Here is a 22,906-nt window from a genome sequence, read left to right on the forward strand (position 1 = left end):
CCTGTCGAAAAGGGGAAATTCCGAATTGCTCACGGTTGGCCGGAGCGTCCTTCAAGCACACACGACGACGGTCAGACAAACACTCAGTGGCGGCTGTCCTGATAGCGGTAATACGCGCCTACCAGCGGCAGAAACCATGGCTTGCCGAAATGGCCGGGAATGGCTGGCCAGCTCAGGTCCTTCCAGGGATTGGCCTGTGCCTTGCCTTCCATGACTTCGGCCATCATCCGCCCCATGTGCACCGACATCTGTACACCGTGGCCGCTGTAACCCATCGAGTAGAAGACCCCGTTGTGTTCGCCTGCACGTGGCAGACGGTCGGAGGTCATGTCCACCAGCCCGCCCCAGCAGTAGTCGACCTTGACGTGTGCCAGTTGCGGAAACATCTGCACCATGGCCGCCTGCAACACCTTGCCGCTCTTGGCGTCGGAGCTGCTGTTGGACATGGCGAAGCGCGCGCGCCCGCCGAACAGCAGGCGGTTGTCCGGCGTGAGGCGGAAATAGTTGCCGATCAAACGGCTGGTCACGTAAGCGCGCTGGTGGGGGAACAGTTGGTCGATCAGCGCCTGCGGCAACACTTCAGTGACGATGACGAAGCTGCCGACCGGCACGATGCGCCGGCGATACCAGCCCAGCCCGCCATGCTGGCAGGCACCGGTCGCCAACAGCAGCTGTCCGGCCTGGATCGAGCCTTTCGAGGTGTTGACCACAAAGCCGCCACGGTTGGCTTTCCAGTCCTTTACCGTCGCGTTCTGATACACCCTTGCGCCATGACGCACTGCTGCGTCGGCGAGACCCACACCGAAGCGTCCGACATGCATCTGTATGCCGTTGCGCTGCAGCAGGCCACCGTGAAACTCGTTCGAATCGATTTCAGCGCGCAGGTCCTGAGCGGACAGCAGCTCGACGTCAGCATCGACTTCACGGCGGATCAGCTCGCAGGTGCGCGCCAGTCCTTCGTAATGTCCTGGCTTGGCCGCCAGCTTGAGCTTGCCGTTACGCTTGACGTCGCAGGCGATGTGTTCCTCGTCGATCACGCTCACGACGCTCTGCACCGCACTTTCGTAAGCCTTGTAATACTCGCGTGCCTGATCGGCACCCAGGGTTGCGCTCAACGACGCATAGTCCTGGGCCACGCCGGTATTGCACTGTCCGCCATTGCGGCCCGACGCTTCGCCGATCACCCGGCCCGCTTCCAGAACCACCACGCTGGCACCTTTCAAGGCCAATGCACGCGCCGCCGCAAGGCCGGTGAAACCGCCACCGACCACTACCACGTCAGCCTGCCCCTCCACTGCGCCGTCCTGTGCGCCGGTAAAGCCTGGAGCCGTATCGAGCCAGTAAGACTCACTGCGCATCTCGTTCCCCTTGTCACTCATCGAAGAGCACCTTGAAAAATGCCGGTGTCACGCGGGTTGCCTGGTTTACAGGCCGACCAGCCCGGCCAGTCCGCCGATATCGGGAATCTGGTGGTATTCGAAGCTGCTGTTGGCCGGCTGCTCATGACCACGCGCCACGAATGCCTTGTTCCTGATCTTCATGTCATGCGCCGAGAACAGGTCGTAACGGAAGCTTGAAGACACATGCAAGATGTCTTCCGGGCCGCAACCCAGGTTGTCGAGCATGAATTCGAAAGCAGCCAGACGCGGTTTGTAGGCTTGGGCCTGTTCAGCGGTGAACACCTTGTGGAATGGCGCGCCGAGCTTTTCGACGTTGGACATGATCTGACTGTCGCTGGCGTTGGAGAAAATCACCAGCGGGATCTTGTCGGCGATTTTCGACAGGCCGGCGGGCACATCGGCGTGTGGGCCCCAGGTCGGCACAGCGTCGTAATACAGTTGGCCTTCTTCGCGGTATTCAACGTTCCAGCGCTTGCAGGTGCGCGCCAGTGCAACCTTGAGGATTTCGTCGTATGGCATCCAGTCACCCATGACCTGATCCAGACGATACGCCGAAAAATCCTTGACGAACTGATCCATCTGTTCAGCCGCAACGCGGTCGGCAAACAGCTCGCGCGTCATGGTGCCCATGTGGAAATTGGTCAACGTGCCGTAGCAGTCGAACGTAATGAATTTTGGTCGAAGAAAGCTCATTGTGTGCGGTCCTGAAAGTTCGTTGAGGTCATGGCATGACGAGCAGTCCGGCCTGATGTTCAGGGGCGGTGATGCACGCTGCAGCACAACCTCATTACAACACCGTGAAATCAGCAGATGGCGTTAAAAGTGATGGCTGCTTGATAGAAACCACCGTTTTGAGGTGCGCGCTCAGCAGACTTTGCGGGGCGCTCCAGCCTTGGGCAGAGCCCGGTTTTCGGCGCTTTTATGACCCTTTTCAGGGCGCTCGGGCTCAAACACGCGGGTTTGCGCCGCAGAAACTGCGCCGCGCCAGTGCTTGGCTGGCGACAAATGCCGGCAGCTATATAAAGAGCTTGAACACGGGGTAAAAACCCTAAGCATTTGCTGCCGGAGGCCCGGCCGATTTAAGCAGTAACTGTGGTCTGGCGAGCGGCGCTTTGTGGAATCTGCCGAATGCGCGCAGCCCTCTTGTCACCGCCCGCAGCAGGTGGGATACAACACGCCTGACGCATCCTTTTATTGCCTGTGCATCCTTCTGGACGGAGACACGTCATGCTCGCTCAGCAACGCCCCGACTTTGAATTTCGCCCCATGACCGTCGCCGACGTCGGCAACGCTCATGAGTTATCCATCGCCTTGAAGTGGCCGCATCGACTTGAAGACTGGGCCATGCTGCAACGTGTCGCCCAAGGCTTCGTCGCGGTACACAACGGGCGGTTGATCGGCAGTGCCTTCGCCTGTCATCAGGGCGAGTTTTCCACCATCGGTCTGGTGATCGTCAGTGACGATTACCAGGGCAAGGGCATTGGTCGCAAGCTGATGGAACTGGCGGTCGGCTGCGTCGCGCCGCGCACGGCGGTCCTCAACGCCACGCTGGCGGGTGCGCCGCTTTACGCGAAGATGGGGTTTGTCAGTTTTGGCGAGATCCAGCAGCGTCAGGGGCAGGCGCAACCGACCGGCACGACCGAATTGAAGGCACAGGAACGTTGCCGCGGGCTGAGCGAGGCTGACCACCCTCGCGTGCTGGAACTGGCCAACGCCGGTTCGGGCATGGACCGCTCGGTGACGCTCGGCGATGTGCTGAACAACCTTGAGCACGCCGTCGGCATCGAGCGCGACGGCCAGTTGCAGGCCTTTGCCCTGCTGCGTCCGTTCGGCCGCGGCCTGTGCATCGGCCCTGTGGTCGCCCAGAGCGTTGACCAGGCCAGGCACATGATCGAGCAACTGCTGGCCCGCGTGCCTTATGCCTTCGTACGTATCGACATCCCGACCGACAGCGGCCTGGCCGACTGGCTGGAGGAAGCCGGCCTCAAGCGCGTCGACAGCGTGACCTGCATGAGCATGGGCGCAGTCCCGCAAGCCAGCCAGGGCGTGCGCCAGTTTGCGCTGATTACCCAGGCGATCGGCTGATCGCCCGTAAGCACCTCATCGTGCCAATGCTCTCGCAGAGCGTCACGAAATGCATTACCACGCAGAGCGCTCATCGTTATACATAAGTCCTGGAGAGCCCCGAATACGTGCTTTTCAGGCTTCTGCCCGCAGGGCGTAGGAGCGAACTTGTTCGCGAAGACAGGCGATCATACCGGCCCTTTCGCGAACAAGTTCGCTCCTACGGCCTCCGGCCAGAAGCAAAAGCGGATTTGTGTATAACGCCGAGTCCGGAGCGTGGGAACGATCATCAACGCTTCAACTTCAGGAGCCCGACCCGATGCCCCAACCCACTGTTTTGCTATTGGCCCGCGCTGACCTCAGCCCGGTAGACACCGAATTCACCACTGGCCCCATCGATGCGCATGACTCGCTCGATAATGAGCGTCGCACAGCGTTCATCGATGATCAGGGCATTGCGGCCGGCCTCGTGCATTTCGGCACGTCGCTGTCAGTGGCAGCCTACTCCTACACCGAAATGCTGGTGATGCATCGCGGGTCCGTCACCCTGACCTCCGGTACCGAGAGCCTCACGATCAAGACCGGTGAAAGTGCAGTGATCGGTCGCGGCACTCAAGTACGTATCGACGCGCAACCGGACAGCCTCTGGGCGTTCTGCGCGTCCACCCAGGCCAGCGGGCCAGACAAACCCGGCATCACCGCGCTCGACCGCCTGGCCATGCTCACGCCATCTTCACCACCAGACCCGGCGATCATGATCAGCGCGTTGCCGCAATGCCGCAGCAACAACCTCTTCGAAGACAGCGCCAGCACCCTGCGCATCGGCGTATGGGACTCCACCCCCTACGAACGCATCTCGCGGCCGCACAAGATCCATGAACTGATGAACCTGATCGAAGGCAGCGTCGAGCTGAGCCTGGAAAACGGCCCGAGCCTGACCGTGAATACCGGCGATACCGTATTCGTCGCACAGGGCGCGCCCTGCAAATGGACCAGTACGGCGTATGTGCGCAAGTTTTATGCGGTGACGTGAACGTGAAGTAGGGGATGCGCCCTTCAGCTCTGAGGGGCGCTTTAATCTGCACACTTACAATTTCTGCCAGCGCAGTTAATCCAACTCGATACTAAAAGACAAGAACATTCATCGTCATTAACTGATTTGCAAAGAATCAGAAGTTTCCTACTTTTCTTTCCCCTCTCACGTGCTAAAACATCTCAACGGATTGCAGGAAACTAATCTTTTCTTCTAACCCGTTCAGTGGAGTCACCCCTGCTTTTTAGTATAGGGCCATCCTCCGACTGTCATCGACATAAACACCTTCAGGTGGACGGCGCACTTTCTGTGCGCTGATACATGGCGGATCTTAATCGGGCGATAGCGCGTGCACGTCAATACAGGCGGCTCACTGCTGTCCTGCGTTCGCCTTGCTTAATGTAATACGAATTTAATTAATTAACTCAGGAACTACCGATCATGAAAACAAAAAGCGTCTTGCTGACTTCTCTTGCTCTCGCCACGCTGTGCGCCACTGTTGTTGCGCACGCGGGACCACCGGTTACGGTGACGTTCAAAAATCTGGGAACAGAGGTCGCGAAGCATAAGCCTGTTACGCGTAACGAGTTATCGACGCTACGCAACGCCAGAACAGCCATTGGCTCTACCGTTCAACCCGGCGATTCAAACTTTTATACGGTGCAAAGCACGCTCTCACCTGATGCCAGCTACGCCAGTGCTCGCTATGTGATGGGTTCCAAGGTATGTGCATTCTCGACCACTTTTGTAAGGCTGGCAGGTGCGGGTGGAGTCAAGGTTCCAAAGTGGAACCGTACTGCAACGCCTGAAGGTGGTGCGATTTGCACAGCTACCTCCAGGGTCACCGACCTCTCTACCCATGCATGGACTGCTGAATTCACCATGAAATAATCTCAAGGCGTGCGCGTTACAAAATTACGCGCGCGCCTGCCTTCGGAGGAAAACTAAAGCTGAATCTGATCGTGCCGATATAGATAGCGAATATAACGCCATGGATTGGCAACTGACGCGAGGACGCAGCATGTTCGACATTTCTCACATCACGGCCCTTACCAGCAGCGCTACCCTAACGACTGTTGCAAAAGAGGTTTCCTCAACCAGTAGCACGTCGGCCATAAGTGAACTATCTTCTGAGCGCGCCGCTGATAGTGCAACTCTCTCCACGTTGTCCAGTCAATTAAACAGCAGCGCGATGCGCGCTCAGATCCGCGATAGTCGTCTAGGCTTCAAAGAGCTGGGTGCGGTGGCAACATCCATTAACGACAAGATCGCGGGTACACACTATTACGCCAACAGAGCACTGCACGATGCGGAGGTCCCCGATACCGACGATCCAGCGCTGCTCGAAAGAGCCAGACAGGCTACGCTGTTCAAGAATGGCGGGGGAGCAAACCCGTTCTCAGGATTATCTCAGGATCAACTCAAATTGATCATGTATGACGAAGGTGGCGAATTCACCATTAATGAGCGTAGTGCTGCTTCGTCCGAAAACCATCTTCAGCAGGAAGCCTGGAATAGAGCGATGGGCAAACGCTATGTCGACGAATACAACGAAACCGGCAAAAGCACGCAAACACTGGTCATGCTTCTCGCCCACTACGACCAGCTGCCACCTATAGAAAAAGCCCAATACCCCGCCAATTACGCCGCCAACATTACATCGGGGGACAGCTCAGCCATGGACATTTTCGCCGCACTGAAAAGCCCGTCCAATACCTTGGAGGCTTGAGTGACAGATATGAGGGGTGGTCATAAGGTGAGGGATCACTTGAGTGTCGACGAGGAGGACGCAATTGCGCGTGCCCCTCTGCGCACGTCAAGGAACGCTTCGACGTTCCACCGTAATCTACTGGTGGCGCTGATAGTCATGGTGTTGTGTGGCTATGGCCTGTTTCATTACACCCATCAGTCAAAAACAGCCGATGCCACGCCTGCCATGCCTCCTGCCGCTGATGCCGAGGCTCCTGTCCTTGCGCCGCCACCGCTACCCCAGGTCTCGACCCCCCCTCAATCGCTGGCTGAATGCATGGGGCCGGACAATCTCATCGACGAAGCTGTCGCTGACTGTCGATTTGGAAAAAGCCACAAGACGGTTCCTCGATCGACCGCCCAAGGCATGGTGTCTGCTCAGTACATGAGCCAGTACAAGGCGCGACAGCCTATACGGCACCGCAACTACGCAATGGCGCAATTTGTTGATTCTGCTGTTGTGTGGCAGTGGGACCGGAAGCGTACCTATCGTGCTGAATGGGTCGTTGACGACGACCAGATTGATGGCACCAGCGTATGCCGTAACTGGCGCAGAGGGTCGATCGAATATCGGGAATGCCGCAAGGGCGCCAAGGTGTACTTCAAGGAGCAATGCAAGCGTTCTGCCGAGTCCGCGACTCGCCAACGCTACTGCAGCGCGGCGAGTGGCTTCAATCCATTGGGTTGAGCATCGCGGCGATCACGCTATTGCTCACTGCCGAGGCCCAGCACATAGAACTTGCTGTCCACCGCGATCAACGGAAAGCTCGCAGGCAGGTCCTCCTTCGTGATCTCCCGAAAGCCGTGCTTTTCATAGAAACGATGCGCAGCGTGAAACTTGTCGGTCGTGCCCAGGAATACTTCGCTGACGCCCTTGCGAGTTGATTCCTCGATCAGGCGCTCAAGCAGTCTGGCTGCAACGGAAAATTCCCGGCCGCGAAACGGGGCGGCGACAAACATCTTGCGCAGTGCTGCCTGCCCTGCGCCGATGTCTCTGAGACCGATACTGCCGATGACCTGATCGTCTTGTACCGCGACCCAGAAGTCCCCTGTGCCGGTCTGGTAAAAGTCCGGAATCGCCTTCAGGTCAGGCTGGTCTTCGGCGGTGATGGGAATACCGAACTCTTCACGCTGGATCGGCAGGATCATCGCCGATACACCTGACTCGTCGCTCGGCACGAAACGCCGTATCTGAATCCCGTTTACGCCCACAACACACCTCCTGGCCATCGTCCTCAGTGGAAATCAGTATTCCAGACAAGCAAACGCCACGACAAGTCGAGGCGTTTGCTTGAGCATTTTCGAGGGTCGCGTGCAGGTGCGGATGCGAAGATGTTTAATTACGACATCGCTCCGACGACCTGACGGTTACGGTATTTGTCTGTGAGCTTGCCCTTCAAACCCAGGCAGTGAGCAGCTTCCGATACCCGCGATCGATGGCTCGAGCAATGTCTGCGCCATATCAAGTAAATAGACGACAGTTAGCGTGAGGTCTCGGCCCTGCCCATTGAGTGGGCAAACGTCTTGGAGGTACGGCTCACAACGTTAATCGAGTCACATTGGGGGAGGAAATCGATGCTTGGGCGCGCAACGAAATTGACGGCCGGGGTCCTCAAGCTAAACAATGCAAACCTCCGTTGCTTCGCCCCAGCGTTCCTACCGCTGCGTGATAGGTGCTGAGTAGATTTAGGATTTGGTTGTTTTCCAAGGAAATGGTTATGGCAAAAGTTAGAAAAATACCTTACTACACTATGGAGCGATCAATATTTCGAGAGAAGGTATGGAAAGAGAATGATGGTTTAGATGGCGCAGTACCCATCAATACTCCACAAAAAATCTCTTACAATCGTTGTGCGCCTGGTCAAGTGTTCTTAAAGTCTGCTGAGCCTGGTGAAGAGCAGTTCATGGTGCCGCAAACAGAAGCGGGAGGTCAGAAATCAACTGCTGAGGTTAGAAAAAATAAGCCATTCTCCGTGGAATCTAAAACTTCAGTGTCTGATGCTCTAGAGGCTGATGCAGAAGATAAAGAAAAGCTTCCAGAGTTTGATCTTCAGGATATTCCTTTGGCCATGGACAATATTGGTTGGCCGATAGCTGCCAAGATTGCCAGACAGTGGTTCGCCAGCCCTAAGCATATCTATAATGATCGACCCAATTCAATTCAGCCCATTGATGACGCAACCGTGACGTTAAAGTGGGCGTTGAAGTATGGGAGCGTCGCAGAGAAATTCAACGAGTTGATTGAGGAAAAGATTTACTCTGAAAAAGCAATTGCAGGCGCTAGACATAAAATTCTCAAGCGAGTAAAAAATAAATTTGATGAATCTAGGTCGGCAGCAAATCTTTCCTTTGATACAGCTCCTTGGATAGGTGATATCAGGCAGTTTCATATTGATTGGCAAATTCAGTTTCAGGCAATATCAACAAGCAACACGCTTGACGGCCTGAGTTTAACTGATCTCACCGCGACGCTAGGGAGTTTTAATATTTATGCGGCTATTGGCGTGGTTGAAGTTGCTGTGGAAAAGTTTTACAAATATGACGATCAAGCCAGAACCAAAACATTTTGCGTCGACGCAACGGCGGCTATTACCTGTGTGTATACCTACCTGAAAGATAACTATTCTTTTAATGACAAAAATGATGGTAGCAGCCAATATCTGGGCCACTGGAACAAAAATGATATGATTCTTTCTTACTCTGCCGTTGTCAGTGATCTGGTTGACGGTAAGAAAATTCATACCCGTATGGGAAGTACCCCGATAACTGAAACTAAAATCAATTGGGACTATTTGCCTGGAGGCCAGATTGACAAGCCAGTGGATAAAAGAACAGGTTTGGTAAGAAAATTTATGGAGAAAGATGTTTACTGGCCTGTTTACAACAGCTCTTATAGTGAGTGGAGAGAAAAGCATGGCCGGGGTGGCGATTTTATGATCTACAGCAGACCGAAAATCCACAAACTGAAAAAGCCCATCATTATAAAGCTGGATACATTATGCAAACCTTCAGAGCCCATGTAAGAAAAATGTATTTCCGCTCTTTTTTCTTCTTTATTTTTATGTTGATTGCTTTGGTTGTTTATTCCATTGCTTTCAACCTGTTCGACAACACTGATTGTGAACGCTATAACCACACTGAGGCATTAGATGGAGGTGCAAAGAGTTTTGGCAGTAAAGGTTTTATAATAACTGTTTGCGGAGCCGGGGTGAACAATAGTCTTTTTAATGGAGATGGTATGGAGAGGGTCCGGCTGACTATCTTCGACAATCAAGGCGAGCTGTTAGCCAGGAGATACTATAAAGTTTTTTGGGACGGCCAGCCAGGGCATGAGCCGCTTAAGGTGTCCGAAAACGGTATTATCTATCAAGATGATAAAGAGCAGAAAGATCACGCAATCACTATGCCTCCCACACGCTTGGAATGGATTAGGGCAAGGCTTCCCCTGTAACTATGGTGGTCGTCAAAGGAATGTGTCTCGAGCAAGACTGGTTCAGTGGAGCGGTATCTATAGACTATAAAACCCCCTTGGTTGAATCTGAAATAAAGGGTGTAAAGTTTGATTTGTTGAAATGCTTGGATCTCTATTACAGTAAAGCGCTCAGCGCGTGGCTAAAAGAAATTCTGATAAAGCCGGATTATACCTATATCCAAGACAATAAATGACAGATGCCAAAGTCGATATCTCCATGTAGGTGTGCCGCCGATATAGTCGATTTGTCATCTGGCAAGATAGGCAACAGGCTTTCAGATTCGTAAAACGAGTACAAAAAAACCGCCTGATGAAGGCGGTTTTTTTAGTGGAGGCTAATTACAACGTCTTACAACTTCGGACCCGCAGCCTTGATGGCGTCGCTCACGTCGAACTTCTTGAAGTTCTCCACGAACAGGCCAGCCAGTGCTTTTGCGGCTTCGTCGTAGGCAGCCTTGTCAGCCCAGGTGTTGCGTGGGTTGAGCAGGCCGGTATCGACGCCGGGTACCGACTTCGGTACGTCGAGGTTGATGGTGTCGAGGTGTTCGGTTTCGGCACCGATCAGTGCGCCGCTCTGGATCGCTGCGATCACGCCACGGGTGGTCGGGATGTTGAAGCGCTTGCCGACGCCGTAGCCACCGCCGGTCCAGCCGGTGTTGACCAGGTAGACCTTGGATTTGAAGCCGCGGATGCGCTTGATCAGCAGTTCTGCGTATTCGCCCGCCGGACGCGGGAAGAACGGTGCGCCGAAGCAGGTGGAGAAGGTGGACTTGATGCCCGAACCCGAACCCATTTCAGTCGAGCCGACCAGTGCGGTGTAACCCGACAGGAAGTGGTAGGCGGCCTGTTCTTCGCTGAGGATCGACACAGGCGGCAGTACGCCGGTCAGGTCGCAGGTCAGGAAGATAACGGCATTCGGCTCGCCACCGAGGTTTTTCGGTGCGCGTTTTTCGATCAGTTCGCGCGGGTAGGCCGCACGGCTGTTCTGGGTCAGGCTGCTGTCGGCGTAGTCGGCTTTTTTGGTGACCGGGTCGAGTACGACGTTTTCCAGTACGGCGCCGTGCTGGATGGCTTTCCAGATGACCGGCTCGTTCTTCTCGGACAGGTCGATGCACTTGGCATAGCAACCGCCTTCGATGTTGAACACCACGCCTTCGCCCCAGCCGTGTTCGTCGTCACCGATCAGGTAACGGCTTTCGTCGGCGGACAGGGTGGTCTTGCCGGTGCCGGACAGGCCGAAGAACAGGGTTACATCGCCCTCTTCGCCCATGTTGGCCGCGCAGTGCATCGGCAGAACGTCGGACGCCGGGAGCAGGAAGTTCTGCACCGAGAACATGGCTTTCTTCATTTCGCCGGCATAACGCATGCCGGCGATCAGCACCTTGCGGGCTGCAAAGTTGATGATCACGGTGCCGTCGGAGTTGGTGCCGTCACGCTCAGGGTCGCAGACGAACCATGGCGCGTTCTGGATTTCCCACTCGTCCTTGCCAGCCGGGTTGTACTGTTCAGGGTTGATGAACAGGCAACGGCCGAACAGATTGTGCCACGCAGTCTCGGTGGTCATCTTGACTGGCAGGTAGTGCGCAGGATCGGAGCCTACATGAACGTGGGAAACGAAGCGCTCGCGCTCGGCGAGGTACGCGCCGACACGGTTCCACAGGGCGTCGAATTTCTCGGCCGGGAACTTGCGGTTGATCGGGCCCCAGGCGATGGCGTCCTGAGTGCTCGGCTCTTCAACGATGAAACGATCGACCGGCGAACGGCCAGTACGATGGCCTGTCTCCACAACCAGTGCGCCAGTATCGGAAAGTACGCCTTCTTTGCGGGCAAGGGCTTCCTTGACCAGTTCGTCGGTGCTCAGATCGGTGTACACAGCGTTGTTGGTTTGCGTCATGAGGTTCCCCGTCGGCCTGTGGCCGAGTGCTCCAAACGGTTTTGTAGTAAAAAAACAACCACTACTACAGCGTAAAAGTGGGCCGGATTATGCCAGAAATGCCCGGAAATGGTAGGACCCTCCTGTCAGAACAGCATTACAGGGGCCCACACCGTTTTCTGAGGCCCTTTACGCGATCATTAATGGCGCGTGTCAGATGGCGAATCGACACCGCCGCCAGCAAACAGCTGCGCGACGTCAGTGGCATCGAACAGATAGCGTTGGTTGCAGAACTGGCAGTCGATCTCGATCGTGCCGTTGTGCTCGATAACCAGTTGCTGCGCGTCCTCCAGCCCAAGGCTGGCCAGCGCATTGGCAGAGCGCTCACGCGAGCAACTGCAGCGAAAGCAGATGGGCTGCTCGTCGAACAGGCGAACCGGGTCTTGGTGATACAGGCGATGCAGGATGGTCTGGTTGTCCAGCCCGAGCATTTCCTCGGCCGTGAGGGTGTTGGCCAGGGTGATGACGTGCTCCCAGCTGGCGTCACGCTCTTCCGGATCGGTGATCTGCGCGATGGGCAGCTGTTGCAGCAACAGACCGCGGGCGCGATGGCCGTCGGCCTTGAGCCAGAAACGCGTGCCCAGCTGTTCGGACATCACGAAGTAGTTGGAGAGGCTTTCCGACAGGTCGACGCCGTCGAGGGCAACGATGCCCTGATAGCGCTTGCCCTTGTTCGGGTCGATGGTCAATGCCAGCGAGCCATCGGGCATCAGGTCCTGCAGACCTGCGCCTGCTGTGACCAGTGCCTCGTCATAACGGGCGATGCCACGCAGCTCGCGTTCGCTGGAGCACTCGACCATCAGCAACGGCACTGCGCCACTGGAGCGTGCCTGCAGGATCAGCAGGCCGTCGAATTTGAGGGTGCCGACGAGCAGCGCGGCAGCCGCCATCATTTCGCCAAGCAACTGCGCGACCGGCTCCGGATAGGGGTGCTTGGCGAGCACTTCGGCGTAGCTGCGCTCCAGGGCGACCAGTTCTCCGCGAACGTCGCTTTCGTCGAAGATGAAGCGTTGGGTGAAATCGATGTCCGGGAAATCATGCATAGGTAGGCAAGGTATCTGAAGTAATGACAATGGATGGCACGCGGCTGAAAAAGCGCCGTCCGGCACTCGAAAGCGCCGTGGGCCATGCGGATTGACCGGCATTTTAGGAGCTATGCGGTGCGCTTCCAAGCTGAATGGCACGTCGGACTGATAGCCGGAGCTGCCCGGTGCTGTGTTTCAGTCGTTGTTGTGGCTGGCGCGGAAGCCGAAAAGCTCCCGGCGTTGCTTCTTGGTCGGCTTTCCGTCAGTGGTCACACCCAGGTTGCCGGCCTTGCGCTGAGCCGCGGCATTCTCGCGCCTGGCGATGCTCTCGGGTGTCTCGTGATACAGCGTCTGTGCCTCCGGTGCGCCACGCCGAACGACGGACAGCGCCTCGACCACTACGGTGCGGTCGTCGAAACCCATGCGAATCTGGAACTCGTCACCGATACGAGGCTCCTTGCCGGGCTTGCAACGCTCGCCGCGACAGTGCACCTTGCCGCTTTCGATAGCCGCTTTGGCCAGCGCACGGGTTTTGAAAAAGCGCGCAGCCCACAGCCATTTATCCAGGCGGACCTTATCGTCTTCTTCCATCTTTTGTGCCATTTGAATTCCTCATCCGTATGGCAGTCTGAACGTTATCCGGCTAATGAGGAAACGTGACGGCCTGCCGTTGCCGATCTGTCGCTATCAAGAACATGAAGTAACCGATCCTTGCTTGTCAAAATCCGCTATTCATCATTTTATGGCCCTGACCTCACATGGAGTGCGATGTGACAGACTTTCCAACCTCGTTGACCGCCCCCAAAAAGGGGTGTGAGGGCTGCACCGGCAGTCCGGAACTGGGCTTTTCGTTTGATTATGCCTACCAACCCATCGTCAACCTGCACGACCAGTCGATCTTTGCCCATGAAGCGCTGGTCCGGGGCCCGAATGGCGAGGGCGCAATGTCAGTCCTGAGTCAGGTCACCGACCAGAACCGCTATCGCTTCGATCAGACCTGCCGGACCACGGCCATCGCCGGCGCTGCGAAACTGGGCATGACCGAGCGTTTATCGATCAACTTTCTGCCAAATGCCGTGTATCGTCCCGAGCTGTGTATCCGCAGCACGCTGGAAGCGGCCAAGCGGCATGACTTTCCCATCGAGCGGTTGATTTTCGAGACCATCGAAAGCGAACATGTGTGCAGCAAAGGCCATTTGAGCAATATCCTGCGCGAGTACCGGGAGTTCGGCTTCATGACCGCCATCGATGACTTCGGCGCCGGGTATTCAGGCCTGACGCTGCTGGCCGATTTTCAACCCGACCTGATCAAACTCGACATGAACCTGGTACGCGATGTTCATCGCAATCGCGCGCGTCAGGCGATTGTTCGCGCGGTTGTCACAATGTGTTCGGACTTGGGGATTAAAGTCATCGCAGAAGGTATCGAACATATTGAAGAGCGGGATTTTCTGGCAGATTGCGGCATATCCCTGATGCAAGGCTATTTGTTCGCCAAACCTGCATTCAAAGCCCTGGCTCAGGTAGCCCCCGAGGCCTGGCAGAAGTCTTGAGAAGTACGGAATCGCATTGAAGACATTCGATCATCTGACAGTCATCGGCCTGCGCGAGTGGGTGGCGCTCCCCGACCTGGGGGTGGCAGGCCTGCGGGCAAAAATCGATACCGGTGCGAGCACGTCGAGTCTGCATGCCACGGAAATCGAACCTTTTGAGCGCAATGGCCAGAAATGGGTGCGCTTCAACGCGCATCTGGGCACGGTGGTTCAGTTGCGGCATCGTCGCTGCGAAGCGCAACTGGTTGCCATGAAAACCATTAAAAGCTCCAACGGTCAGGCGCAGGTGCGCTATGTCATTCGCACTACGCTGGCCCTGGGTGATCGTATCTGGCCGGTGGAATTCACACTGGCCTGCCGCAAGTCGATGCGTTATCGACTGCTGCTGGGTTCCAAGGCTCTGATCGACGGCCAGCTGGTGGTCAATCCGGGCATAACTTACGTACAAGACAAGCCGGTGTTCCCGGCCTCTACTTCCTCAGGTGTTGCATGAAGATCGCTGTGCTTTCGCGTAATCCGCGTCTGTATTCCACCCGTCGTCTGGTCGAAGCTGGCATCGAGCGTGGCCATGAGATGGTGGTGATCGACACCCTGCGCGCCTATATGAACATCGCCAGCCACAAGCCGCAGATCCACTACCGCGGCAAACCTCTGGAGGGCTTCGATGCGGTGATCCCGCGTATCGGTGCTTCGGTGACTTTCTATGGCTGTGCGGTGTTGCGTCAGTTTGAAATGATGGGCGTGTTCCCGCTCAATGAATCGGTCGCCATTGCCCGCTCGCGGGACAAGCTGCGTTCGCTGCAACTCCTGTCACGCCGGGGGATCGGCTTGCCGGTCACCGGTTTCGCTCACTCGCCCGACGACATTCCCGACCTGATCCAGATGGTCAACGGCGCGCCGCTGGTCATCAAGGTGCTCGAAGGCACTCAGGGGATCGGTGTGGTGCTGTGCGAAACGGCCACGGCGGCCGAATCGGTGATCGAAGCCTTCATGGGCCTCAAGCAGGACATCATGGTTCAGGAATACATCAAGGAAGCAGGCGGTGCCGACATTCGCTGCTTTGTGGTCGGTGACAAGGTTATCGCCTCGATGAAGCGTCAGGCCAAACCGGGCGAGTTCCGCTCCAACCTGCACCGCGGTGGCAGCGCCAGCCTGATCAAGATCACGCCTGAAGAACGCATGACTGCATTGCGGGCAGCCAAGGTCATGGGGCTGAGCGTGGCGGGTGTGGATATCCTGCGTTCCAATCACGGTCCTTTGGTGATGGAGGTCAACTCTTCGCCTGGCCTGGAAGGCATTGAAGTGACCACCAGCAAGGACGTGGCCGGGATGATCATTGGGTACCTGGAGAAAAACAGCGGCCCGCACATGACCCGTACCAAAGGTAAAGGCTGACTGCCCGCCCCCGTTTCGATTGCTCAGGCCGGCGTCCTGTCTGCGGACGCCGGCCAGGGCATTGAGCTACCGTACATCAGGTAAACAGGCCTGCCAGTCGAGTCCTCGTGGCAGTATCCCGGCATTAGTCCCGCATCCCTCCGTTCAGCTTAAGGCGACGTAATAGCCAGCTTCGCGCCGAATAGCCATCCTCCCGCGCGACATAAATCAACACATTTCTCCCGTATTTGTATGCCGATCATGCATGAGGTAGTCGTTTACGGCATTAGACGTATACGCGCGCCATGGGAATAGTTGCGACTTTTTTCGCCTGCTACAGAGCTGGGATGCTCGTCTGCGGTGACCTTCTCGGGACATTTCCAAAGGGAGCTCCTGCCTCGAAACTGCTGTGAAAAAGCATGCTCGGTGCACGGGTTTTGGACTTGCCCAAGCCACTTTGAACAAGGGTAATAATATGAAGAAGGCAAAGCTGAGTCTGGCCTGGCAGATTCTGATCGGACTGGTACTGGGTATCGCTGTGGGGGCGCTACTCAATCATTTCAGCGCAGAAAAGGCCTGGTGGATCACCAACATCCTGCAGCCCGCAGGCGATATCTTCATTCGTCTGATCAAGATGATCGTTATTCCCATCGTTGTCGCCTCGCTGATCGTCGGCATCGCGGGCGTGGGCGATGCCAAGAAGCTGGGACGTATCGGTCTCAAGACCATTCTCTATTTTGAAGTCGTGACCACTATCGCGATTCTGGTGGGGCTGGTGCTGGCCAACGTGTTCCATCCGGGCACCGGCATCGACATGAGCACACTGGGCACCGTCGATATTTCCAAGTATCAGCAGACTACGGCTGAAGTTCAGCACGATCATGCGTTTATCGCGACCATTCTCAACCTGATCCCGTCCAACATCTTCGCCGCCATGGCGCGTGGCGAGATGTTGCCGATCATCTTCTTTTCGGTGTTGTTCGGCTTGGGGCTTTCCAGCCTGCAAGCCGAGGTCCGTGAACCGCTGGTGAAGCTGTTTCAGGGCGTCTCGGAGACCATGTTCAAGGTCACTCACATGATCATGAACTACGCGCCGATTGGTGTGTTTGCCCTGATTGCGGTGACTGTCGCCAACTTCGGCTTCGCCTCTCTGTTGCCGCTCGCCAAGCTGGTGATTCTGGTTTACGTGGCCATCGCCTTCTTCGCCTTCGTGGTGCTGGGGCTGATCGCTCGTGCATTCGGCTTTTCGGTCATCAGGCTGATGCGTATCTTCAAGGACGAGCTGATTCTGTCCTACTCCACGGCCAGCTCTGAAACCGTGCTGCCACGGGTGATCCAGAAGATGGAAGCCTATGGCGCACCGAAGGCGATTTGCAGTTTCGTGGTGCCCACGGGCTACTCGTTCAACCTTGACGGTTCGACGCTCTATCAGAGCATCGCAGCCATCTTCATCGCTCAGTTGTACGGCATCGACCTGTCGATTGGCGCGCAATTGATGTTGGTGCTGACCCTGATGGTCACCTCCAAAGGCATCGCGGGCGTACCGGGCGTTTCCTTCGTTGTGCTGCTGGCGACCCTGGGCAGCGCCGGTATTCCACTGGAAGGCCTGGCGTTCATCGCTGGCGTCGACCGCATCATGGACATGGCGCGCACCGCTTTGAACGTGATCGGCAATGCGCTGGCAGTGCTGGTCATCTCGCGCTGGGAAGGCATGTACGACGATGCCAAGGGCGAGCGCTACTGGAACTCCCTGCCGCACTGGCGCAGCAAAGAGCCCGTGCCGATGGGGCAACCGACGGCGGACTGATCTTCGCTATGTGCTGACAAGCCCCGGACCTCCGGGGTTTGTTGTTTTCAGGTCGCCGGTTAGACTGCCTGCCTTACCTGAGGAGTGACCATGACCGACGACATCGATAATGACGAAGAAGACTTTGCTGCCTCGACGCTGATCGAAGCTATCGAAAACCAGATCGAAGCCGGTAACCCGCCCGCAGCCAGAGCGGTGTTCAACATGCTGACCCTGGTGAACTATGAGCGTGAAGATATTCTTGAAATGATGGCCCATGTGCTGGCCATCGAGATCGATGCCTTGCTGGAGCAGGACCGTCCGTTCGACACGCAATGGTATGAAGCAGCGCTGCGCGCCCTGCCCGACCTGCCGCCGGAAAAGTGATCCTGCGGTCAGAGCAGGCCAGCAAGATATATGCTGCAAACACTTCAGACGCTGACTACACTGCAAATGCCCCGCTGCCGCTTGATCCTCCGGGGCCACACGCCAAACCGGCTTTAACGGTCATCCAGAACCGACGAGCGCAGATCGGACACGTCGATTCCAGAGCACACCCGCCAGCCGGCGAGGTCGTATTACTACAAAAAGTCTGGAGTACCTATGTCGTATACCCCTGAGTTGGTTGCCGAACTGGAAATCCTTGCACTGTTCAATCTGGGAAACACCCAGGAAGGCCTCAAAGTCCACCATGTAGCGGCGCCCACGGCCGTTGCAGCCGCACAAAGACTCTTCGATAAAGGACTGACGACCCAGGTCGATGGCGGTTACCTGACCAGCCTCGGGCTCGAGGCCGCCCAGCATGCCCAATCCTTGCTGACCATCCTCAACGTCTCCAGGCAAGCCGCCTGAATGTCGCAGGGCCTGCGCACAAAAAAGCGTGGCAGGCCCTTCACTTATCCGCGCGCCAGTCGATACAGGACGTTGGCGCCAGAATAACCATCCGACCGAATCCGCTTCTCTCGGCTGCAAACCTTCTCCGCCATCTTTCTCGGTAATTCCACGCCTGCACAGGCCAGATGCCTTGAGTTGCGATGACGCGTAATCCTGAAATTCGCCCCGACCTGGATGAGGGCATCGACCGCAAGGTTCTCAGCCAGTTGCGTAACCGTTTCCTGTCGCTCAATGACGGGCGGTACGCGCGTGCGCTGGAAGGTATGTCGACCCGCCAGCAGAGCGTGTTGACCCTGCTGCCGCTGTTCTTTCACGTCAACCATCCGCTGTTGCCCGGTTATGTTTCCGGCAGCACGCCTGCCGGTGTCTCGCATTACGAACCGGACACACTGGCCCTGGTCGAGGCGCAGCGGCTGACGCGCTCCTTTTCCTACAAGGCCCGGCACGGCAACCCGCCCCAGCCGATTCATGGCCTGTTTCTGATGGGCAGCCTCGGCACGCTGGCCCAGGCTGAACAAAGCGATATGGATGTCTGGGTCTGCCACGACAGCGAGCTGGAGCCGGAGGCCATCGCCGAACTGCGCAAGAAATGCCAGGCACTTGAAGCCTGGGCGGCGACGATGGGCGCAGAGGCGCATTTTTTTCTGATCGACCCGCAGCGTTTCAAGAGCGGTGAGCGCGATTCGCAGCTCAGCTCGGACGATTGCGGGACTACCCAGCATTACCTGTTGCTCGACGAGTTCTATCGGACCGCTATCTGGCTCGCCGGGCGCACCCCGATGTGGTGGCTGGTGCCGGTCTATGAAGAGCAGAACTATGAGGATTACACCCACACCCTGCTGAGCAAGCGCTTCATTCGCGCCAGCGAGGTGCTCGACCTCGGCCCGATGTCGCACATTCCCCCGGCCGAGTTTATCGGTGCCGGATTATGGCAGTTGTTCAAAGGCATCGAGTCGCCCTACAAGTCTGTGCTCAAGCTGCTGTTGATCGAGGTCTATTCCAGCGAGCATCCCCGCGTGCAGTGCCTGAGCCTGCGTTTCAAGCAAGCGGTGTTCGCCAATCAGCTGGACCCGGATGAGCTTGACCCCTATGTGGTCGTGTACCGGCGCATCGAGGAGCATCTGCAGGCACGCAACGAGCCGGAGCGCCTGGAGCTGGTGCGCCGCAGCCTGTACCTGAAGGTCAACAAGAAGCTCACCGGGTCGACCCGCCAGCGCAACGTCGGTTGGCAGCGCCAACTGCTGGAACGCCTGACAACGGAGTGGGGTTGGGATGAGCGACAACTGGCGCTGCTCGACAGCCGCAGCCAGTGGAAAGTCCGCCAGGTGGCCGGCGAGCGCCGCGCACTGGTCAACGAGCTGAATTACAGCTATCGCTTTCAGAGCCGCTTCGCCAAAACGCAAAGCACTGCCGACGCCCTCAACACTCGCGACCTGACCATTCTGGGTCGGCGTCTGTATGCGGCTTTTGAACGCAAGGCGGGCAAGGTCGAGTTCATCAACCCGGGCATCGCCCCTGACCTTGCCGAAGATACGCTGACGCTGGTGCATTCCCCCGACAAGCGCGAGCCCGGCAAGCACCAGTGGGCCTTGTACAACGGCAATCTGGGCATTCACGAGTGGCCGAATTTCTCACCGCTCAAACGCAGCCGTGAATTGCTTGAGTTGCTGACCTGGTGCCACCGCAATACCGTGATCGACAGCACTACCCGCGTGGCATTGCACCCGGGCGCCAGTGACCTGAGCGAGTTCGAGCTGTTCAACCTGATGGGCGCCTTGCAGCAGAGCATTCAGCTGCCACTGCCCGAGGTCAGCGATGAGGCGTTGCTGATGCCCAGCACGCCCAGTGAGATACTGTTGTTGATCAATGTCGGCGTCGATCCGCTCAGCCATCATCGCGACCTCAATATTCTGATGACCACCGAGCGCACCGACTCGCTCAGCTACGCGGGTGTCCGGGAAAATCTGGTGCTGACGCTGGACCAGATCACCCTCAATACCTGGAACGAAACACTGGTCAGCCGCTACGACGGCCCGCACGCCCTGCTCGACTGCATGAGCGAACTGCTCGGCAGCCTGCCGCAGCGCGGTAAACAGCCGCAGATTCACGTGCGCTGCTTCTGCCATAACCGCGCGCCCGCCATTGCCCAGCGTGTTGAAGAGCTGATCGGCACGGCGCGGTTGTTGCTGGAGAGGCGGCTCAATCACCGTTATCTGATTCAGGTGCAGCAGCAGTATCACGTGCTGGAGATGAAGCCGGGTCAGATCGGTCATGTGGTGGTCAACAGTCTGCCGGGGTTGTTCAAGTACCTGGGTGAAGAGCTGTCGTCGTACAGCCCCTTGCACCTGGACCCGCAGGCACTCGATGACCACGATCTGGCCCTGATCCTGCCGCTTGGTCAGCCGGAATGCATTCAGGTGTTCTACCGGGTCAACGAGCCGGACGCTGACCTGTACGTGCTCGATGAACACAATTCGCTCTGGCATCAGCGTCTGCCGTATCACGATGAACAAAGCCTGCTGGTGCCGCTGCAGCGCTTTCTTCACGCGCTGGTTTATCGCCGGGGCGCCTCATTACCGCTGGATGATCCGTCCGCGCCGGTTACGCTGGAAACCCTTTACTATCAGATGCTGCCCTCTGGCGCGGGGCCTGCCCGACGTGTTGAGCATCGACCGGCGCCGACTGCAGCGGACAAGGCGTTTTACGACGTACAGGCAATCATCGAGGAAACCTCGCCAGGGCAACTGAACGCCACCCTGTACTGCGACAACAGCGAGTTTTCCGAACTGGAATACGGTGATCGACTCTACGCCGCCGTCGCGCAGCAAATCCTCGGCAAACGCCTGGAGCTTCAGCGCTACCGCTGTTACATCACCGACCTGGACCTGTCCGGGCTGCTGGACGGCAAGCACGGGCAAAGCATCCTCTTCCTGCGCCACAAGGCCGAACTGGAAAAGCTGCTGAACGAGGCGATGGATCAGGCCTGACCTGCTGCATTGGCACGATAGGCGTTCTCTGGTGCGCCTATCGTTCCTCACGCTCCGCGTGGGAATGCAGTTCCGGACGCTCTGCGTCCGCTCTTGAATGCGGAAGCGCTCTGCGGATGCGGCGTCTTCGATTACTCGTATTCGCCCGCCGCTTCCGGCTGATACTCCACCGCCAGCAAGGTCAGTTTCAGGGTCTTGCCGCCCGGTGCAGGCCAGTCGATGTGTTGGCCGATTTGCAGGCCCAGCAGCGCCGAGCCCATTGGTGCCAGGACCGAGACGGTGCCGTCTGCGCCCGCATCCTGTGGATAAACCAGCTTGAGGTGATAGTCCTTGCCGCTGACTTCTTCGCGGCAATGCACGCGCGAATTCATGGTCACAACGCCCGCAGGCACTTCATCGTGACCAACCACCTGGTCGGCGCGGTCCAGTTCGGCCTGCAATGCCTGGATGCCAGGTGTGTCTTCATTCTGGTCGGCGATAAACTTTTCAAGACGCTGTACGTCGAGCCGAGTGAGGATGATCGAAGGTGCTGTGGTCATGGTCTGGGCAGACTCCTTTATTCTCCATGAATAAAACAAAACCCCACCAATTGGCGGGGTTTGACGAGCCTCTTGTCTGCAGAGGCAAGGCCTGACACTAACACAGCGCAGTAAATACACAACCCGACGCGGTTTCAGCCTGCCGCCTGGTCAACCTCGGCGCGGGCTCGACGCTGATCGGCCTCGTGGCGAATCTGGCGGCGCCGGTCGTCATCGGCCGAGCGCCATTCGCGGATGTCTTCGACATGACGGAAGCACCCCAGGCAAACCTTCTGCTCATCGAGCCGACACAGGCTGATACACGGCGAGGCTACTGCCGGGCTGACATTGTTGAAAAGCGGCTTGGGCGGTCGAACGGGGGACTGGCTCACGATCAGATCTCGGAGAAGTCCAGTTCGACACCGGCCTGCTCGACGGTAAAGCGCTCCAGCATCTCGCTCAGCAGTTCATCGCTGGAATCGCAGGCCCAGCACTGATTCTCTTCGTCGTAGTCGAAGTGAAAACCACCCGATCTGGCCGCCAGCCAGAGCTGACGCAGGGGCTCCTGACGGCTGAAGATAAGCTGCGTGCCGCCTTCAAACTTGACCGTCAGTACACCGGCCGAGTTTTCCAGGTCCACATCCAGACCACTGTCATCGAATACGTCTTCGATATTCTGCTGCGTCGCATCGACGAGGTCGTGAAAACGGGCTTCGGTCAAACTCATTGCGGGAACCTCGATAAGTGTCTGCAGATAGCGCAGAGGGGCAAGATACGGACGCTGCCAGGCAAATGCAAAGCTTACTCATCATTGACGATGCACGAGCACTTTAATCCCGATCAACCATAGCTCTGCTGCGGCTTTCGCGCCAAAGGCCCGCCAGACTGGACGCTGCTCGCATAGGCAAGGTGCCGGGTGGTCGGTATACTCGGGCGCAATTAATGCTCTTACAAAGGATTTCGCCATGAAGCGCCTGATCTCTTCGCTTGCTGCGCTTGTCGCGGTCGCTTGCCTTGTTACAGCCTGCGGCCAGAAAGGCCCGCTGTATCTGCCGGATGACACCAAAACTCCGGACGAACAAGCCAAATCGCAATCGCACAAGCACCTTTAAGGGACT

At 57.2% G+C, this 22,906-nt stretch carries 24 protein-coding genes and 1 pseudogene; 16 read left to right on the forward strand and 9 right to left on the reverse strand.

The features are described from left to right. Positions 1 to 83 precede the first annotated feature (83 nt). Positions 84 to 1,358 (reverse strand): NAD(P)/FAD-dependent oxidoreductase, encoded by a 1,275-nt coding sequence (locus KBY02_RS17190; RefSeq protein ID WP_003401721.1) that lies wholly within the window; start codon positions 1,356 to 1,358, stop codon positions 84 to 86. A gap of 66 nt (positions 1,359 to 1,424) precedes the next feature. Next, the gene (locus KBY02_RS17195) at positions 1,425 to 2,093 is read right to left on the reverse strand and encodes a haloacid dehalogenase type II (protein ID WP_003401723.1); all 669 of its coding nucleotides are present in this window, start codon (positions 2,091 to 2,093) and stop codon (positions 1,425 to 1,427) included. A gap of 534 nt (positions 2,094 to 2,627) precedes the next feature. On the opposite strand from KBY02_RS17195, the gene KBY02_RS17200 reads away from it, so the two are divergent. The 5 genes from KBY02_RS17200 (at position 2,628) to KBY02_RS17220 (ending at position 6,934) form a co-directional block, all read left to right on the forward strand. Beyond that, complete coding sequence (locus tag KBY02_RS17200) at positions 2,628 to 3,485, forward strand: GNAT family N-acetyltransferase (protein ID WP_060409333.1); 858 nt, start codon at positions 2,628 to 2,630, stop codon at positions 3,483 to 3,485. A gap of 298 nt (positions 3,486 to 3,783) precedes the next feature. Continuing rightward, positions 3,784 to 4,497 (forward strand): cupin domain-containing protein, encoded by a 714-nt coding sequence (locus KBY02_RS17205; RefSeq protein WP_225650648.1) that lies wholly within the window; start codon positions 3,784 to 3,786, stop codon positions 4,495 to 4,497. A 441-nt stretch (positions 4,498 to 4,938) separates the two neighbouring features. Beyond that, entirely contained in the window at positions 4,939 to 5,388 is a 450-nt protein-coding gene (locus KBY02_RS17210; RefSeq protein WP_225650649.1) for a hypothetical protein, read from the forward strand. Between the two features lie 130 nt (positions 5,389 to 5,518). Further along, positions 5,519 to 6,226, forward strand: a complete 708-nt coding sequence (locus KBY02_RS17215; RefSeq protein WP_060400383.1) for a hypothetical protein — start codon at positions 5,519 to 5,521, stop codon at positions 6,224 to 6,226. Positions 6,227 to 6,364: 138 nt separating this feature from the next. Then, positions 6,365 to 6,934 carry a hypothetical protein gene (locus KBY02_RS17220; protein ID WP_060400388.1) on the forward strand — a complete coding sequence of 190 codons (570 nt, stop codon included), beginning with the start codon at positions 6,365 to 6,367 and terminating at the stop codon, positions 6,932 to 6,934. 17 nt (positions 6,935 to 6,951) lie between these two features. On the opposite strand, the gene KBY02_RS17225 is transcribed toward KBY02_RS17220, so the two are convergent. Then, positions 6,952 to 7,458 (reverse strand): GNAT family N-acetyltransferase, encoded by a 507-nt coding sequence (locus tag KBY02_RS17225; protein WP_024640782.1) that lies wholly within the window; start codon positions 7,456 to 7,458, stop codon positions 6,952 to 6,954. Between the two features lie 506 nt (positions 7,459 to 7,964). Between KBY02_RS17225 and KBY02_RS17230 the strand changes: the two genes are divergently transcribed. From KBY02_RS17230 to KBY02_RS17240, 3 genes and pseudogenes are all read left to right on the forward strand, one after another. Continuing rightward, on the forward strand, positions 7,965 to 9,269 hold the full coding sequence (locus KBY02_RS17230; RefSeq protein WP_024660790.1) for a DUF6402 family protein: 1,305 nt from the start codon (positions 7,965 to 7,967) through the stop codon (positions 9,267 to 9,269). Further along, positions 9,245 to 9,697, forward strand: coding sequence for a hypothetical protein (locus KBY02_RS17235; RefSeq protein ID WP_024660789.1), 453 nt, complete (start codon positions 9,245 to 9,247; stop codon positions 9,695 to 9,697). Before KBY02_RS17230 ends, KBY02_RS17235 begins: the two co-directional genes overlap by 25 nt. Before the next feature lie 62 nt (positions 9,698 to 9,759). Continuing rightward, a pseudogene (locus KBY02_RS17240) lies at positions 9,760 to 9,912 on the forward strand (T6SS amidase immunity protein Tai4 family protein); the annotation flags it as partial. 155 nt (positions 9,913 to 10,067) lie between these two features. Here the strand turns inward: KBY02_RS17240 and KBY02_RS17245 are convergent. The 3 genes from KBY02_RS17245 to KBY02_RS17255 form a co-directional block, all read right to left on the reverse strand. Further along, a complete protein-coding gene (locus KBY02_RS17245) occupies positions 10,068 to 11,612 on the reverse strand; it encodes a phosphoenolpyruvate carboxykinase (RefSeq protein WP_003367573.1) in 1,545 nt (514 codons plus the stop codon). A gap of 179 nt (positions 11,613 to 11,791) precedes the next feature. Continuing rightward, complete coding sequence (gene hslO / locus KBY02_RS17250) at positions 11,792 to 12,694, reverse strand: Hsp33 family molecular chaperone HslO (RefSeq protein ID WP_104683566.1); 903 nt, start codon at positions 12,692 to 12,694, stop codon at positions 11,792 to 11,794. A 177-nt stretch (positions 12,695 to 12,871) separates the two neighbouring features. Next, complete coding sequence (locus KBY02_RS17255; protein WP_024660786.1) at positions 12,872 to 13,279, reverse strand: RNA-binding S4 domain-containing protein; 408 nt, start codon at positions 13,277 to 13,279, stop codon at positions 12,872 to 12,874. 167 nt (positions 13,280 to 13,446) lie between these two features. Between KBY02_RS17255 and KBY02_RS17260 the strand changes: the two genes are divergently transcribed. The 7 genes from KBY02_RS17260 (at position 13,447) to KBY02_RS17290 (ending at position 21,270) form a co-directional block, all read left to right on the forward strand. Then, the gene (locus KBY02_RS17260; protein ID WP_003401743.1) at positions 13,447 to 14,229 is read left to right on the forward strand and encodes an EAL domain-containing protein; all 783 of its coding nucleotides are present in this window, start codon (positions 13,447 to 13,449) and stop codon (positions 14,227 to 14,229) included. 49 nt (positions 14,230 to 14,278) lie between these two features. Continuing rightward, positions 14,279 to 14,722, forward strand: a complete 444-nt coding sequence (locus KBY02_RS17265; protein WP_172452248.1) for an ATP-dependent zinc protease — start codon at positions 14,279 to 14,281, stop codon at positions 14,720 to 14,722. After that, the gene (rimK, locus tag KBY02_RS17270; RefSeq protein ID WP_003401760.1) at positions 14,719 to 15,624 is read left to right on the forward strand and encodes a 30S ribosomal protein S6--L-glutamate ligase; all 906 of its coding nucleotides are present in this window, start codon (positions 14,719 to 14,721) and stop codon (positions 15,622 to 15,624) included. The genes KBY02_RS17265 and rimK overlap by 4 nt, the downstream gene beginning before the upstream one ends. Before the next feature lie 454 nt (positions 15,625 to 16,078). Beyond that, positions 16,079 to 17,410, forward strand: coding sequence for a glutamate/aspartate:proton symporter GltP (gltP, locus tag KBY02_RS17275; RefSeq protein ID WP_003401762.1), 1,332 nt, complete (start codon positions 16,079 to 16,081; stop codon positions 17,408 to 17,410). A 90-nt stretch (positions 17,411 to 17,500) separates the two neighbouring features. Then, entirely contained in the window at positions 17,501 to 17,776 is a 276-nt protein-coding gene (locus tag KBY02_RS17280) for a hypothetical protein (protein WP_003344493.1), read from the forward strand. A 216-nt stretch (positions 17,777 to 17,992) separates the two neighbouring features. Further along, a complete protein-coding gene (locus KBY02_RS17285) occupies positions 17,993 to 18,241 on the forward strand; it encodes a TIGR02647 family protein (protein WP_003344490.1) in 249 nt (82 codons plus the stop codon). 182 nt (positions 18,242 to 18,423) lie between these two features. After that, positions 18,424 to 21,270, forward strand: a complete 2,847-nt coding sequence (locus KBY02_RS17290; protein WP_032657544.1) for a class I adenylate cyclase — start codon at positions 18,424 to 18,426, stop codon at positions 21,268 to 21,270. Positions 21,271 to 21,401: 131 nt separating this feature from the next. Here KBY02_RS17290 and rnk read toward each other — a convergent pair whose 3' ends face one another. The 3 genes from rnk to cyaY all read right to left on the reverse strand — a co-directional run bounded on the left by rnk (position 21,402) and on the right by cyaY (position 22,515). Next, positions 21,402 to 21,809 (reverse strand): nucleoside diphosphate kinase regulator, encoded by a 408-nt coding sequence (rnk, locus tag KBY02_RS17295; RefSeq protein WP_003384923.1) that lies wholly within the window; start codon positions 21,807 to 21,809, stop codon positions 21,402 to 21,404. 134 nt (positions 21,810 to 21,943) lie between these two features. Beyond that, positions 21,944 to 22,180: a DUF1289 domain-containing protein gene (locus KBY02_RS17300; protein ID WP_060409335.1), complete on the reverse strand. Its 237-nt coding sequence runs from the start codon at positions 22,178 to 22,180 to the stop codon at positions 21,944 to 21,946. 2 nt (positions 22,181 to 22,182) lie between these two features. Continuing rightward, on the reverse strand, positions 22,183 to 22,515 hold the full coding sequence (gene cyaY, locus KBY02_RS17305) for an iron donor protein CyaY (RefSeq protein ID WP_003318093.1): 333 nt from the start codon (positions 22,513 to 22,515) through the stop codon (positions 22,183 to 22,185). A gap of 238 nt (positions 22,516 to 22,753) precedes the next feature. On the opposite strand from cyaY, the gene lptM reads away from it, so the two are divergent. Beyond that, complete coding sequence (lptM, locus tag KBY02_RS17310; protein ID WP_002555817.1) at positions 22,754 to 22,900, forward strand: LPS translocon maturation chaperone LptM; 147 nt, start codon at positions 22,754 to 22,756, stop codon at positions 22,898 to 22,900. Positions 22,901 to 22,906: the final 6 nt, after the last annotated feature.

Source organism: Pseudomonas sp. P129 (genome assembly GCF_020312195.1).
Taxonomy (GTDB): Bacteria; Pseudomonadota; Gammaproteobacteria; order Pseudomonadales; family Pseudomonadaceae; genus Aquipseudomonas; species Aquipseudomonas fragariae.

What these genes read in the sequence shown, in the direction of transcription:
- KBY02_RS17190 (WP_003401721.1), bottom strand. Translation starts at nt 1,358, where the DNA reads ATGCGCAGTGAGTCTTACTGGCTCGATACGGCTCCAGGCTTTACCGGC.
- KBY02_RS17195 (WP_003401723.1), bottom strand. Translation starts at nt 2,093, where the DNA reads ATGAGCTTTCTTCGACCAAAATTCATTACGTTCGACTGCTACGGCACG.
- KBY02_RS17200 (WP_060409333.1), top strand. Translation starts at nt 2,628, where the DNA reads ATGCTCGCTCAGCAACGCCCCGACTTTGAATTTCGCCCCATGACCGTC.
- KBY02_RS17205 (WP_225650648.1), top strand. Translation starts at nt 3,784, where the DNA reads ATGCCCCAACCCACTGTTTTGCTATTGGCCCGCGCTGACCTCAGCCCG.
- KBY02_RS17210 (WP_225650649.1), top strand. Translation starts at nt 4,939, where the DNA reads ATGAAAACAAAAAGCGTCTTGCTGACTTCTCTTGCTCTCGCCACGCTG.
- KBY02_RS17215 (WP_060400383.1), top strand. Translation starts at nt 5,519, where the DNA reads ATGTTCGACATTTCTCACATCACGGCCCTTACCAGCAGCGCTACCCTA.
- KBY02_RS17220 (WP_060400388.1), top strand. Translation starts at nt 6,365, where the DNA reads ATGGTGTTGTGTGGCTATGGCCTGTTTCATTACACCCATCAGTCAAAA.
- KBY02_RS17230 (WP_024660790.1), top strand. Translation starts at nt 7,965, where the DNA reads ATGGCAAAAGTTAGAAAAATACCTTACTACACTATGGAGCGATCAATA.
- KBY02_RS17235 (WP_024660789.1), top strand. Translation starts at nt 9,245, where the DNA reads ATGCAAACCTTCAGAGCCCATGTAAGAAAAATGTATTTCCGCTCTTTT.
- KBY02_RS17245 (WP_003367573.1), bottom strand. Translation starts at nt 11,612, where the DNA reads ATGACGCAAACCAACAACGCTGTGTACACCGATCTGAGCACCGACGAA.
- hslO (WP_104683566.1), bottom strand. Translation starts at nt 12,694, where the DNA reads ATGCATGATTTCCCGGACATCGATTTCACCCAACGCTTCATCTTCGAC.
- KBY02_RS17255 (WP_024660786.1), bottom strand. Translation starts at nt 13,279, where the DNA reads ATGGCACAAAAGATGGAAGAAGACGATAAGGTCCGCCTGGATAAATGG.
- rimK (WP_003401760.1), top strand. Translation starts at nt 14,719, where the DNA reads ATGAAGATCGCTGTGCTTTCGCGTAATCCGCGTCTGTATTCCACCCGT.
- gltP (WP_003401762.1), top strand. Translation starts at nt 16,079, where the DNA reads ATGAAGAAGGCAAAGCTGAGTCTGGCCTGGCAGATTCTGATCGGACTG.
- KBY02_RS17280 (WP_003344493.1), top strand. Translation starts at nt 17,501, where the DNA reads ATGACCGACGACATCGATAATGACGAAGAAGACTTTGCTGCCTCGACG.
- KBY02_RS17285 (WP_003344490.1), top strand. Translation starts at nt 17,993, where the DNA reads ATGTCGTATACCCCTGAGTTGGTTGCCGAACTGGAAATCCTTGCACTG.
- KBY02_RS17290 (WP_032657544.1), top strand. Translation starts at nt 18,424, where the DNA reads ATGACGCGTAATCCTGAAATTCGCCCCGACCTGGATGAGGGCATCGAC.
- rnk (WP_003384923.1), bottom strand. Translation starts at nt 21,809, where the DNA reads ATGACCACAGCACCTTCGATCATCCTCACTCGGCTCGACGTACAGCGT.
- cyaY (WP_003318093.1), bottom strand. Translation starts at nt 22,515, where the DNA reads ATGAGTTTGACCGAAGCCCGTTTTCACGACCTCGTCGATGCGACGCAG.
- lptM (WP_002555817.1), top strand. Translation starts at nt 22,754, where the DNA reads ATGAAGCGCCTGATCTCTTCGCTTGCTGCGCTTGTCGCGGTCGCTTGC.